The organism is Sphingobium sp. Cam5-1, assembly GCF_015693305.1.
Taxonomy (GTDB): Bacteria; Pseudomonadota; Alphaproteobacteria; order Sphingomonadales; family Sphingomonadaceae; genus Sphingobium.
The window spans coordinates 1,787,145-1,799,545 of sequence record NZ_CP065138.1 but is presented as its reverse complement, the minus strand read 5'-3'; the positions used below and the strand labels follow the sequence as shown (position 1 = coordinate 1,799,545).

Here is a 12,401-nt window from a genome sequence, read left to right as displayed (position 1 = left end):
CGAGCGGATTATCGAGGAAGGGCCAAGATCCATAATGGACCCGGGATGACAGATCAGAGGAAGAGGAATTCCGCGAGCGCGCTCACTGGCGAGTCTGTGTCGGCGCGGGTGCGCAGGGCCTGTCTGACCTCGATGGAGGGGAGGGGGCGTTCCAGGGGCAGGCGGCGGATGCCGTTCATGCGGCCGAGGTCACGCGCGAGGGGGCCGAAGGCGGCGAAGCAGCCTGCGCCTTCGCGCAATATGGTCATGATATCGAACATATTGTCGGTTTCGAGCACCGGCGCGCCCATGATGATGCCTTCCCGGTCGAGCGCTTCATCGATGATGCGGCGCAGACCGTTATTCGGCTCCATCGCGAGCGTGGGACTGATCCGCAGATCGTCGGTCGTGACGATGTCGCGCCGGGTGAGGGGATGATCCGCCCCGGCGTAAAGGTTGATCTGTTCCGACCAGCCATAGCGGGAGGCGAAGCCCGGCTGTTCCCCCAATGCGTAGAAATAGGCGATATCGACGCGGCCCTGCTCCAGTGCCGCACGCGCTTCATCGGCGAGGTGGATGGAGAGGTCGAGCGTGATCGCGATATCCTCATTCGCGGCCTCGAACGCGGCGAGCGCTTCCTGGAAATGGCCGAAAACGGGCGCGGGGGCGGCAAGGGTGATCGCCTGCCGCGCTGGTGCGGGGGATGGCTCCGCAGGCGCGGCTTCAGGCGCGACGGGCGGAGGGGAAGCAGGGGCCGGTTCGTCCGGCGCCCAGCTGTCGGACTGATCCTGCGACAAGAGGGTCATCGCCTCGGCGGTCTTGCGCCCGGCGGCAGTCAGCCGTTGATGGTCAGGCGGACCTTCAAACAGATGATAGCCAAGACGCATTTCCAGAGAGGCGATTGCGCGGGCAATGTCTTCGACCGGGACGCCCAGATCGCGGGCGCAGCGCGACATGCTGCCCGCCGCCACCATCTGCGCAAAAATGTCGAGTTGACGCAGGGAAGGCGTGGCCATGCGGCGGTGATAGTGCAATTGGGACGCGGGGTTAAGCGCGATCTTTGGCGGTGGTCAGGCGATGTCAAACTGGGGGTGGTGCGAGGCCCATCGCCGTTTGGATGAAAATCCTCAATCGGCAAGATCATGCTTGGCATTCCGGCGAGAAGGGGGAATAGCGACGATATGCCCCGCCGCAAGGATATCTGGAGATGTGGATTGGTGACGGAGCCAATCGACATTGTCCTGTCTAAAGGCCGCATCGAGGGTCCTGTCACCTGGTTGGCGGAGGAACCCGACTTTCAATTTATCGCAGACCCCTTTGGATGGCGGGATGAAGCCGGTCATCTTCACGTGTTCGTGGAACATTATGACTATCGAACGCGCCATGGCACGATCGAAGCGAGGGTCTTCGACGACAAGATGCGACTGGTTTCGCGCCATCCCTGCCTGAAGGAGCCATGGCACCTTTCCTACCCGCAGATATTCAGCGCGGAGGGCGCGGTCTGGATGCTTCCGGAAGCGCACCGATCCGGGCGGTTGATCCTGTACCGGGACAAAGGCGGGCTGGCCGACTGGCGCGCGGAATGCGACATCGAACTCGACTGCGTGGCTGTCGACGCCAGCATTTTTCACGACGGTCAGCGTTGGTGGCTTTTCTATTCGCCCGCAACGAGCCGAGCGACGAAGCAGTCGCACCTGCATGTGGCCTGGGCGGACAGTCTATGTGGGCCCTGGACCCCCCATCCGGGCAATCCGGTTCGGATCGATCGCGCGTCGGCGCGTCCTGGCGGCACGCCTGTGATGATCGGAGGCAGGATCATGCTGCCCGTTCAGGATTGCACCACGACCTATGGTGGAGCCATCCGCCCCCTTTGGATCACCCGTTTGAACGAGAAAGAGTTTGAGGCGGAGGCAGGCGATGCGCTGGGTCTTCCGGGATCAGCGGGCGCGTATCAGGATGGCATGCACACGTTGAGCGCTTGTGGTGACATGACATTATTCGACGTCAAACGCGTCGATACTTCGTTGCGCGGCCTTGCCCTTGATCTGCGCCGGAAGCTTGGCGGATATGGTCGAGGATGAGGGCTCCCGTCGCCGCGAACTTTTCCCAAGAATAACGATCCAGCATGACGTTGCGCGCCCGCTCGCCCATCGCGCTGAGCTTCGCTGGGTCGCCGAGTGTGTCGCGCAAGGCGGCGGCCAGCGCGTCCGGTTTTGCTGGCGGCACGGTAAAGCCGGTCTGCCCCTGTTCGATTGACCAGGGCAATTCCCCTACCGCCGAAGCGATCACCGGCAGCCCGGCGGTCATCGCCTCATGCGCGGCGATGCAGAAACCTTCGGAACGGGACGGCTGAACATACAGATGAAGATGCGAGAGGAAGGTTTGCGGACTGGCTGTGTAGCCGGAAAAGGACAGGTTCGATATTCCGGCCTGTGCCGCAAGGCTTTCCAGCCTGTCCCGCTCCGCGCCATCGCCTACGATGGAAATTTCGAAGGGGCAGGGCGCCGAAAAACCTTCCGACTTCAGCTTGGCGAGGGCGGCAATCAGGACATCATAGCCCTTTACGGGATGGAGCCGCCCGAGGGAGCCGATGCGGAGCGTCTCGCCGGGGGACCATGCCGTTGCCGGGGGCAGGGCGGGATCGGCCGCGAAAATCGGCCAGCACATCAGGCGATTTTTGGGCACGTTCAGGCGCTCTGCGGTCAAGGCGGTGACGGATCGCGAATCGCCGATCCAAAGGAGCGCCCGGCTTTGCAGCCGCCGCATGAGCCGCCTGTTCCATGGCTTCAGGAAAGCGGCGTGCTGCCAGCTGATTACGGGCAGGCCGAGCATTGGTCCGAGCAGAAGGCCGAGGATCGTGGCGCGCGAAAGAGAGGTCCAGATGTGGGTCGCGCCCCAATCCTGCAATTGCCGCTTCAACCACAAGGCCGCGGCAAAATGGTCGCCCGTTCCGCCCTCTCTGATAAGCGGGTCGAGGCCCGCTTCGATCATCGCGGGCGCCCCCCGCCGGTCGCGCGGGGTGAGTGCAAACACCCGTACGGTGGCTCCCTGATCACGCAGGACGCGGGTGATGGCCGGAACCGGCCGAGAGGCGCCGCCGCCCTCGACCGAGTTGATCACATAGGCGATCCGCATCGCGCTCAATGCGCGAGGCTCCTGCGCCAGGTGAGGCCAGCGAGAAGACCGCTGGCCAACAATGCTTGCCCAAGGGCCTGAATACCCGCGCCCATCAGTCCCCATTGATGGAGTAACCAGGGAAGGACGGGCAGAAAAAGCAGTCCGGCAAAGAGATTGGCGCTCATGGAGAGCGCGGGATAGCCCATTGCGGAGAGGGCGGAACTGCATGGCGGGCCGACGATCGCTATGGCGCGCGCGGCGACGAGCACGATCATGACACTGCCCGCTGCGGCATAGGCGGGACCGGCGAGCAGTGTGATGATCGAGGTGGGGAACAGGGCCACGATGAACACGACCGGGGCCGCCGCCCCGAGAGCGATAAGGATTACGCGGGTGAGCGTCTTGCGGAGCGAATGGCCGCCTTCGCCAGCCGCTATCATCCTGGCGAGTTCGGCATAGGCCGTGTTGCCCAGGATTTGCGCGGGTTGCGCGATGATGACGGTTGCGCGTTGAGCGATTGCGAACAGGCCCGCCATGGCCGGACCAAGGACCCAGCCGATGATGAGGGGCGCGATCCGCCCGGTCAGTTCGTTCAGGGTGATGTCGGCATTGCTGGCGATCATGAACCGCCATATGCCGGGATTTTCCAGGCGAGCGTTCCCCGGTCCCGGTTGAAACAAGGCCGGTCCCATTCGTCGATAGGCCTGCCAGATACCCATCGCCCAAAGGACCGCGAATTCCGCCAGCGCGGCGATGAGCCATGCGGCGAGGAAACCTTTCAGGCCCCAGCCGAACAACAAGACGAGGCTGGCGCCCATCAGGCGAACCGCAGGCTGCACCAGATTGTGAAGCGCGAGCAGGTCAAATCGGTTGATCAGCTGGAGATAGCCCGCCGGGGCGGAGCGAACGGAGCCCAGCACGGCAAAGCTGTAGGGAATGGCAAAGGCGACGGTTTCTGGCGGCCAGCCCAGGCGCGGCCCGACAAAGGGTGCGAGCACCATCGCGGCAAGGATCGCGGCAACGCCGCCTATCAACTCTGTCGCCGTCCCGAAGCGCAGCAGTCGCGCCAGACGGGGCATTGCGCTTTCCTCGCCCGCTTCCGCGCCATAGCGGACGATGGCCTGCCAGGCTGGAAATTCTATGATGCCGCAGACCGCCGTGACATAGCCGTGGACCAGGACGAGCAGCCCATAGTCGCGCGGCCCCAGCGCGCGGGCCGCGATGATCAGGTAAACAAGGCTGATGATCCCGGCACCGGCCTTGCCGCCCAGGACCAGGCCCATGCCTTTGAAGATGCGTCTGACGGTTATCATTGGTTCCGGGTGCCGGGAAAATAGCGTGATCGCCACCCATTATCTCCATGGATGGTCAAAAGTCGCGTTCCCGCAATTTGGCCTGTACCAAGCCTCTGTTCGCGAAGCGGTTCGCCAGGAACCTGTAGAAAAACCACCCTTTCAGTTTCGCGGGGGTGAAACGGTAAACGGTTCGCTCCGCCCAGGTCCAGCCCACTGATTGTCGATCCGATCGTCGATCCGATGGGAAGCAATAATGATCCCGGCTGTACCGGATGACGCCCTGGTGTCGCATCCGTTCGTACAGTTCATGATCATATAGAAGATAAGGCCATCCGGCGCTCTCAAACCCGCCGACTGCCCGCAGCGGGTCCGTGCGATAGGCATGGGCATAGCCGCCCCAATGGCATTGGCTGCGAAAGAGGCGTGCTTTGCGCATGATCTTGTTGATACGCCGCGTGCCAGCGGGGCTGGATGCGGGGGCGTAAAGGTCTATCGCCATCACGCCGACTACCGGCGCGGCAGCGGAATGCGGCGCCTCTTCGAACAGGGTCAGGCAATTTTCGACATATTGGGGCGGGTAGATGGTGTCGGCGTCGCATGAAGCGACATAGGGCGTGGTCACGGCCCCAAGACCTAGTTGCAGCGTCGGCAATTGTCCCGGCACCGCGTTGTGCAGGAAGTGCGTTTCGAGGTCGGGATAGCGGGCCATGGTCGCTTGAGCGATTTCGCTGCTGCCATCGCTGGAACCGTTATCAACGAGGATGAGAGAGAAGTGCCGGTTTGTCTGCCGACCGAAAGAGTCGAGCGTTGCTGCCAGATAGTCACGCTCGTTATAATAGGGAATGATGACCGAAAGCTTGGCAGTCATGCGGTAAGAACTTTCGGCTGCAGGGTTTTGCCGGAAAGTGCTCCGGCCAGCGTCGCGATGACCTCTGCCGCGCGCTGCGACGATGGGCGGCCGTCGAGATCGAAGCTGTCCTTGAACATCTGCTCCTGAACCGCACGATATTGGCTGGTGTGCAACTGGTCCGCGCGGGATAGGGCATCATGCAGTTGGGATGGATGGGTGATGACCTCACCCGCTCGCCAATGCGCGAAATTGGGATCGCCCTCCCAATCGATGCCGTGGCTGTTCAGGAAGATGCAGGGCCGGGGGCGCAGCAGGAATTCATAGACCTGACTGCTGGCATCGCCCAGGTAAATGTCCGCCGCCATCGTATAGCTCATGTCGGTCGAGGCTTTGCTGCCCAGATCCACATGGATGTTGTCACCATGGAGATAGCGGTTCCCGATCGTCCCGGCCCGGTTCACGCTCAGCCGGTCGATTGTCACTACGAATGGCCGTTCAAAGAGCATGACGTGCGGGGCGAACAGGAGTTCGCGGTCGTCCCTCTCGCGAAAATAGTCGAGTATGTCCCGGCCATGCCGATACCAGGATGACAGATGCGGGGAGGGGTGGGGATTATAAAGGACCACCGGCCTGCCTCGGTTCAGCGGGTGGCTTGTACCCGGTTGAGGCACCATGTCGAATTTGGGATAACCCACGATGCTGATTCTGGCGGGATCGACTTGTGCCTCGCTTATCAGGCGGCGGCGAATTTTCTCGCCCGAGCAAAGAACATGGTCGAAACCGGCGCTGGCCTTGTCAAACCCGATGGCGCGGTCCCCGGCGCCATGTCGGGTGTGCACCATGAAAAGGTCTTTGAGCCCGTACCGCGATTTCAGCAGAAGGGATGTCTTTTCCGCCACGATCAGCATGTCGAGGCTGCGAAAAAAGGGGAGATTGTCGCGATAGACGAGGAGTTTGGAGGCGGGGACCAGGCGGCCGAACAGGCGGGACAGGCGCATGGAGCGCGGCGCCAGCTTCAATTCGACATGCTGGATGCGCGTGCCCAGCCATTCCCCGGCGATCCGCTGAACTTCCGCTGACAAACGGGGGTTGGTCGTGGCTACGATGATCTCGCCAGGGAAACCGCCTTTGGCCATCGCTATGGCGACAGGAAGGCTGTGGGCGATCTGGTGTATCTGATCGTGATTGAACAGGAAACCTATGCGCAAACCACTGCTCCCAAGCAGATGCGAGATAGCAGTTCCCTTATTGCCGATCCCGAGCGGCCTGCCTCGCATTTGAGCCCCCTTAGATGGTTTCTGCATGTTTACAAGATGCCATGGCCAGGTTCTGAAAGGAGCCGTCGAAGCATTGTCCTGGCAAGTCCGCAGTTGCTGGCCTAGTCTTGGGGTTTCGATCAAAAAGGCGCGAACAGATGGGGTTTTGAGCAGCCATGGCGGACATCATCAATTTGCGGCAGGCGCGTAAGGCCAGGGCGCGGAAGGATAAGGAGAAGGTGGCGGCTGCAAATCGGGCGAGGTTCGGCCAGACCAAGGCTGAGCGTGAGGTGCGGCGGATCGAGGACGCGCGGCAGGATCGGGTGTTGGACGGTAGCCGACGAGATAGTGACGTTGACCCGGTGGAATAGTGTTTGGGGCGGCAAGCAGTCTTTAAAGGCTTTTTAGCTCTAATGAGATGAATGGATGTTCATCTCTCGCGCTTCTGCAACAATTCGTCTCTTTGTAAAATCAACTCATCGTGAATCCGTGACCATGTCTGCGGTCAATTGAAAAGTTTGTTGGTTCAGCTTGAGCTATGAGAGGATATATTCAATCTGCTCGCCCGGCTGGTGCCGCGATTGCCGCTGTTCTGGCCCTTGGTTCAACCTGTTCTTTCGCGCAGGAAACTGTTCCTGATGCGGTCTCGCCGCCTGTTGTCGTGCCGCCGGCGGTTGTAGCCCCTGCCGCGTCGGCCCCGCAGCCGATGGTCCAACCGACCGCTTCGGTTGAGGAGCGGCTGGGTGCTGCGGTGGCTGCTTCGGAAGCCGAGACTGCGGCGAAACCTGCTGCTGGTCGGCCAAAGGCGCGGATGGCTTCCACGCCGGTTCGAACTGCACCGCGGGCGCAAGTTGAACGGTCTGCTGCTGCTCCGTCGGTTGAACGGGCGGAGGCACGGCCTATGGCGGCAGCGCCCGAGCGTGAGGCCGCCGTTGGTCCGGCGCCTGCGGTGAGCGAGGCTGCGCCCGCCACACCGCCTTCCGCTGAGGCGCGCGATCTGGGCGCTGCCGATACTGGCACAAAGGAATCGCTCCTGTGGGCCCTGGGCGGTGGCGTGTTGCTGCTCGCGGGGCTGGGCGGGGCTGCCGTCGTCCGTCGTCGTCGCAACATTGCGGAGGTTGACGAGGAGGAGGTCATTGCGGCCCCGGTCACTCCGCTGGTCGAAAAGCCTGTTGCGCAAGCTCCCACCTTTATGGAGCGGGAGCCGGTGGCTGAGCCTGCCGTTGCGCGTGCGCCCATTGCGGCCGGGGCTGCTTACGGCTCCAGTCTGGAGGCGATGGTCGCCGCCGCTCCGAGCGCGGAGAATCCTTTCCGCACGCATCGCAAGCGGCTGGCCCGGGCTCGGTTCCTGCTGGCGCAACAGGAGAGGGGCGAACGAGCATCCTTTACCGATGCGCCCGCCCATGTGCCGCCGCAGACGATCCATGCCGAACCGCAAATGCAGACCGTCTATCGGATGGGCGCGGATCGGAATCGCGGGATGACATTCAAGCCGCAAACGCGCTAAGTCATCGGACCATCAGCCAGACTGGGGCGGCATCGCAGGGTGCCGCCCCGTTTGCATGACCTGCGCACGTCGATTCGGTTGCACTTGGGGCCGACCCCTGATACCGGCGCGCCGGTAATTTCGCGCCAGCTTCAAGGAAGGTCGCTCCACCCATGTCCGATAAGATCAACCGCATTGTCCTGGCCTTTTCGGGAGGGCTCGACACCAGCGTGATCCTGAAATGGTTGCAGCAGACCTACAGTTGCGAGGTCGTGACCTTTACCGCCGATCTGGGGCAGGGCGAAGAGCTGGAGCCTGCGCGGCAGAAGGCCAAGCTCATGGGCGTCAAGGATGAGCATATCTTCATCGACGACCTGCGCGAAGAATTTGTGAAGGACTATGTCTTCCCGATGATGCGCGGCAACGCGATGTATGAGGGGCTGTATCTGCTGGGCACTTCGATCGCCCGCCCGCTGATCGCCAAGCGGCAGATCGAGATTGCGAAGATGGTTGGCGCGGACGCCGTCAGCCATGGCGCGACCGGCAAGGGCAATGATCAGGTGCGGTTCGAGCTGGGCTATTATGCGCTGTCGCCCGACATCAAGGTCATCGCGCCGTGGCGGGAATGGGATCTCGCCAGCCGCACCAAGCTGATCGAGTTCGCCGAGCAGCATCAGATTCCGATCCCCCGCGACAAGCGTGGCGAAAGCCCGTTTTCGACCGACGCGAACATGCTGCACACCTCGTCCGAGGGCAAGGTGCTGGAAGATCCGTGGGAAGAAGTGCCCGACTATGTCTATTCGCGCACGGTGAACCCGGAGGACGCGCCCGACGCGCCGGAATATATCACGGTCGATTTCGAGCGTGGCGACGGCGTGGCAATCAATGGCGTGGGCATGAGCCCGGCGACGCTGCTGGAAACGCTAAACGAATATGGCCGCAAGCATGGCGTCGGTCGGCTTGATCTGGTCGAGAACCGCTTCGTCGGCATGAAGTCGCGCGGCATGTATGAAACGCCGGGCGGCACCATCTATCACCTTGCCCATCGCGGTATCGAGCAGCTGACGCTGGATCGGGGCGCGGCGCATCTGAAAGATGAGCTGGCGCCCAAATATGCCGAGCTGATCTATAATGGCTTCTGGTTCTCGCCCGAGCGTGAGATGTTGCAGGCAGCGATCGATTATAGTCAGGAGAAGGTGACGGGGACCGTCCGGCTAAAGCTGTACAAGGGTGGCGTTCAGGTCGTTGGGCGGAAATCGCCTTATTCGCTCTACAGCGAAAAGGTTGTGACGTTCGAGGATGATGCGGGCGCCTATGACCAGCGGGATGCGGCGGGCTTTATCAAGCTCAACGCGCTTCGGTTGCGGCTGCTGGGTCGGCGGGACGGCTGATTATCTCGTCATCCCAGCGCAAGCTGGGATCTTGTGCGGCCTGGCGCCTTGCCTCCTGAGATCCCAGCTTGCGCTGGGATGACGGGTATGGGGATGAGGCTCGCCCCCGTTACATATTGCGACAATTTAGCCCGTGACATGACAAGTTTGCGGGACAAGTCTTCCTCATAAGGGGTTTCAGGAGCGGCGATGGCCGTTCGTTATCCCTTGGAAGGAAGAGATGAGATGATCCGCAAATTTTTGGGCACTGCTGCTGTCGGCGCGCTGTTCGTCGGTGGGCTGGCCGCTTCGCATCTGGCGCTTGCGCAGCCGGGCGATGCTGGTCCGGGCGGCCGACATGGCGGCATGATGGCGATGGCCGATGCGAACAAGGACGGCAAGATCAGCAAGGCTGAACTGACCGCAGCGCTTGATGCGCGGTTCGCGAAGATGGACGCCAATCACGACGGCAAGCTGACGAAGGAAGATCGGGAGATCAGCCGTCAGGCGCGGCTTGACCAGCGCTTTGCCGCGCTGGACACCGACCGCAACGGGCAGATCAGCAAGGCCGAGTTCGTCGCCGGACATCAGGGTCGCTGGGGTCGCGGGGATGGCGATCGCGAGGGGCGTGAGGGCCACCGCTTTGGTGGGCGCGGTCATCATGGCTTTGGCGGCGGCATGATGTTTCATGGGCGTGGCGGCCGAGGTGGCGAGGCGATGAAGGACGGCGTCCTCACCCGCGCCGAGTTCATGGCCCGGCCTATCGCGATGTTCGACAGGGCGGACAGCAACAAGGACGGCTTCGTCACGGCGGATGAAATGAAGGCCGCGCGTCAGGCGATGCGCGAAGCATGGCAGGCCCGTCGCGGTGCGGACGCTGCGCCGAACAACTGATCATAGGGGAAGGGTGGAGGCAGCGTCGTTCACCCTTCCAAGCTGCTGATAGTCGTGACAGATATTCCTCATGAGCGAAAAACCCCATCTGCTGCTCGTCGATGATGAGCGTTCGATCCGCGAGCCGTTGGCGCAATATTTGTCGCGCAACGGGTTCCGTGTGACCGCCGTCGAAAGCGCGGCGGAGGCGCGGGTGCGGCTCAATGCCAATGCGATCGATCTGGTGATTCTGGACATCATGATGCCGGGCGAGGATGGATTGTCGCTGTGCCGCCATATTCGCGAGACGAGCGAGATTCCGGTGATCCTGCTGACTGCCAAGTCGGAGGAAACGGACCGGATCGTCGGGCTGGAAATGGGGGCGGACGATTATGTGCTGAAGCCCTTTTCGCCGCGTGAGCTGGTGGCGCGGATCAAGGTGATCTTTCGCCGGGTGGCCACGGGTGGCCAGCGGGTGACAGCGCCGGATGGGGCGACCTATGCCTTTGCAGGTTGGCTGCTCAAGACGCAGGAGCGGGTGTTGGTGGATCAGGAGGGCGTGGCGCTGCCGCTGTCGACCGCCGAATATAATCTGATGATGGCCTTTGCGACGCGGCCCAATCAGGTGCTGAGCCGGGATCAGCTACTCGACATCACTCAGGGGCGCGAGGCCAATGCCTTTGACCGGGCGATCGACAATCAGATCAGTCGGCTCCGCAAGAAGATCGAGCCGGAGCCGAAAAGCCCGACGCTGATCAAGACGGTGTGGGGCGGCGGTTACACCCTGTCCGCCGATGTGAGGAAGCTGTGAGGCGCTTTCGCCTTTGGCCGCAGAGCCTGGTGGGGCAGATTATCGTCCTGGTGGCAATCGCGCTGTTCGTGGCGCAGGCGATCAATTTCGGGCTGCTGCTGCGGGAGCGCAATCGGTTGACGCTGACGGCGCAGACGGCGCCGGGGGTCTATCGCATCGTCGATGCGCTGGACAGCCGGGGTGAGCCGCCCGCGCGCAACCGGCCGCCACGGGCGCGCTTCTTCGATGCTGCGCCGACGTTGACGGGCGAGCGGCGGCCCGAGGTCGAGCGGCGTGCGCTGGCGATGTTTGCCGATGTGGGGCTGCCCATGCGATCGGTGCGCGTGGTGGAGGAGGATCAGCGTCCGCCCCTGCGCCGGATCGACAGCATCAGGATGCGCGCCATGGGTGACATGCGTGGCGCGGCGCGCGGCGGCCGGCTGACGATGGCGGCTGAATATGCACCGGGACAATGGGTCGTGACCCAGACGCGGGCGGGCAACCGGGCGCCGCGCTTTGGCGGCTGGCTCGTGTGGCAGACGCTGATCCTTTATGTGATCGTGCTGTTGCCCCTGCTGTGGGTCGGGCGACGGCTGGCGCGGCCTTTGGGGCAGTTGACGCGGTCGGCGCAGCAATTTGCGCGCACGGGATCAGCCGACGCGGTGGAGGAGCGCGGGCCGGGCGATGTGCGCGAGCTGACCACCGCGTTCAATGCGATGCGCGGCCGGATCTTTGCGATGTTGGATGAGAAGGACCGGATGCTCGGCGCGATCGGCCATGATTTGCGCACGCCGCTGGCGTCGCTGCGGGTGCGGGCGGAGTCGGTGGAGGATGAGGGCGAGCGGGCGCGCATGTCGCAAACGATCGACGAGATGAACCGGATGCTGGAGGATATCCTGTCGCTGGCGCGGGCCGGGCGGAGCACGGAGGCGGCGCAGAAGGTTGATCTTTCCGCGCTGGCTGATGCCGTCGTGGAGGATTTCATCGAGCTGGGATCGCCCGTTGAGATGGCGGATAGTGCGCGGGCGGTGGCTTCGGTGCGGCCGCAGCAGATCAGGCGGGCGCTGCGCAATTTGATCGAGAATGCGATCGTTTATGGCGAGCGGGCGCATGTGTCCGTGGTGCGCGAGGATGGCGCGATCCGGCTGGTCGTGGCGGATGATGGGCCGGGTATCGCTGAGGATCGGATGGAGGAGATGATGGAGCCGTTTACGCGGCTGGAGGGATCGCGGAACCGGGAGACTGGTGGGGCTGGGCTGGGGCTGGCGCTGGTGCGGGCGATCATGGCGGAGCATGGCGGCGCGCTGAGGCTGGCGAACCGGGTTGGCGGCGGGCTGGAGGCGAGTTTGGTGTTGCCGGTTTGAGGGGGGATGGTGGCAGATACG

General features: G+C 62.9%; 12 protein-coding genes. 7 read left to right on the top strand and 5 right to left on the bottom strand.

Translation table 11 applies throughout. The annotated features are described in order from the left end of the window. Positions 1 to 53: 53 nt before the first annotated feature. Complete coding sequence (locus tag IZV00_RS09065) at positions 54 to 995, bottom strand: LysR family transcriptional regulator (protein WP_196224356.1); 942 nt, start codon at positions 993 to 995, stop codon at positions 54 to 56. A 201-nt stretch (positions 996 to 1,196) separates the two neighbouring features. On the opposite strand from IZV00_RS09065, the gene IZV00_RS09060 reads away from it, so the two are divergent. Next, positions 1,197 to 2,060 (top strand): glucosamine inositolphosphorylceramide transferase family protein, encoded by an 864-nt coding sequence (locus IZV00_RS09060; RefSeq protein ID WP_230463154.1) that lies wholly within the window; start codon positions 1,197 to 1,199, stop codon positions 2,058 to 2,060. Here the strand turns inward: IZV00_RS09060 and IZV00_RS09055 are convergent. From IZV00_RS09055 to IZV00_RS09040, 4 genes are read right to left on the bottom strand one after another with little or no spacing between them, the layout of a single operon-like run. Continuing rightward, the gene (locus tag IZV00_RS09055) at positions 1,984 to 3,114 is read right to left on the bottom strand and encodes a glycosyltransferase family 4 protein (RefSeq protein WP_196226586.1); all 1,131 of its coding nucleotides are present in this window, start codon (positions 3,112 to 3,114) and stop codon (positions 1,984 to 1,986) included. The two genes, IZV00_RS09060 and IZV00_RS09055, sit on opposite strands and share 77 nt — an antisense overlap. A 5-nt stretch (positions 3,115 to 3,119) precedes the next feature. Then, positions 3,120 to 4,409, bottom strand: a complete 1,290-nt coding sequence (locus IZV00_RS09050; protein WP_230463153.1) for a lipopolysaccharide biosynthesis protein — start codon at positions 4,407 to 4,409, stop codon at positions 3,120 to 3,122. A gap of 55 nt (positions 4,410 to 4,464) precedes the next feature. Continuing rightward, a complete protein-coding gene (locus tag IZV00_RS09045) occupies positions 4,465 to 5,259 on the bottom strand; it encodes a glycosyltransferase family 2 protein (RefSeq protein WP_196224354.1) in 795 nt (264 codons plus the stop codon). Continuing rightward, positions 5,256 to 6,449 carry a hypothetical protein gene (locus tag IZV00_RS09040; RefSeq protein ID WP_196224353.1) on the bottom strand — a complete coding sequence of 398 codons (1,194 nt, stop codon included), beginning with the start codon at positions 6,447 to 6,449 and terminating at the stop codon, positions 5,256 to 5,258. Before IZV00_RS09040 ends, IZV00_RS09045 begins: the two co-directional genes overlap by 4 nt. Before the next feature lie 224 nt (positions 6,450 to 6,673). Between IZV00_RS09040 and IZV00_RS09035 the strand changes: the two genes are divergently transcribed. The 6 genes from IZV00_RS09035 (at position 6,674) to IZV00_RS09010 (ending at position 12,380) form a co-directional block, all read left to right on the top strand. After that, a complete protein-coding gene (locus IZV00_RS09035; protein WP_196224352.1) occupies positions 6,674 to 6,868 on the top strand; it encodes a DUF4169 family protein in 195 nt (64 codons plus the stop codon). 167 nt (positions 6,869 to 7,035) lie between these two features. Continuing rightward, the gene (locus IZV00_RS09030) at positions 7,036 to 8,004 is read left to right on the top strand and encodes an LPXTG cell wall anchor domain-containing protein (protein WP_196224351.1); all 969 of its coding nucleotides are present in this window, start codon (positions 7,036 to 7,038) and stop codon (positions 8,002 to 8,004) included. Between the two features lie 152 nt (positions 8,005 to 8,156). After that, positions 8,157 to 9,374 carry an argininosuccinate synthase gene (locus tag IZV00_RS09025; protein WP_196224350.1) on the top strand — a complete coding sequence of 406 codons (1,218 nt, stop codon included), beginning with the start codon at positions 8,157 to 8,159 and terminating at the stop codon, positions 9,372 to 9,374. A 225-nt stretch (positions 9,375 to 9,599) separates the two neighbouring features. Next, on the top strand, positions 9,600 to 10,247 hold the full coding sequence (locus IZV00_RS09020) for an EF-hand domain-containing protein (RefSeq protein ID WP_196224349.1): 648 nt from the start codon (positions 9,600 to 9,602) through the stop codon (positions 10,245 to 10,247). A 70-nt stretch (positions 10,248 to 10,317) separates the two neighbouring features. Beyond that, positions 10,318 to 11,037, top strand: coding sequence for a response regulator (locus IZV00_RS09015; protein ID WP_196224348.1), 720 nt, complete (start codon positions 10,318 to 10,320; stop codon positions 11,035 to 11,037). After that, positions 11,034 to 12,380: a sensor histidine kinase gene (locus IZV00_RS09010; protein ID WP_196224347.1), complete on the top strand. Its 1,347-nt coding sequence runs from the start codon at positions 11,034 to 11,036 to the stop codon at positions 12,378 to 12,380. The genes IZV00_RS09015 and IZV00_RS09010 overlap by 4 nt, the downstream gene beginning before the upstream one ends. Positions 12,381 to 12,401 lie beyond the last annotated feature (21 nt).